The organism is Ruminococcus flavefaciens, assembly GCF_900143025.1.
GTDB classification, from domain to species: domain Bacteria; phylum Bacillota; class Clostridia; order Oscillospirales; family Ruminococcaceae; genus Ruminococcus; species Ruminococcus flavefaciens_I.
In genome coordinates this window covers 1-422 of sequence record NZ_FRCT01000024.1, presented here as the reverse complement: position 1 = coordinate 422, position 422 = coordinate 1, and the positions used below count along the sequence as shown (strand labels likewise).

The window sequence follows — 422 nt, the reverse complement described above, 5'->3', positions numbered from 1 at the left end:
GTTGTAGTAGATGTAGTGGTCTTGCTTGTAGTGGTTGTAGCCTTAGAAGTTGAAGAAGAAGCAGGCTTTGTTGATGTAGTAGTTGTTGTGGTCGAAGTTGAAACGGTTGTAGTTGTTGTATCTGAGTCGTTAAGGAATCTTACCTTGCCGTCAATTGATTCGTTGTTTTTGCCTACAGTAACATTTTTCTCCCAGTTTTCTCTTGTGCTTGGGTAGTAAACGTTTTCTATACCACTGCAGCTATTGAATGCATTATCAGCAATTTCGGTAACGGTCTTTGGAAGATGTACATCTGCAATGCCTGACATTCTGTAGAAAGCATAATCAGAAATTCTTTTACCGTCAAGGATAGTGATCTTTTTAAGAGACTTAGGAATATATCTGTAGCTTCCATTTGAATTATAGAAAACGTAATAGCTTTC

The 422-nt window shown here is 37.7% G+C and carries 1 protein-coding gene; it reads right to left on the bottom strand.

Translation table 11 applies throughout. The annotated features are described in order from the left end of the window. Positions 1-422, bottom strand: a 422-nt coding sequence (locus BUB28_RS15825; RefSeq protein ID WP_175547877.1) for a leucine-rich repeat protein, incomplete at both ends; no start/stop codon positions are given.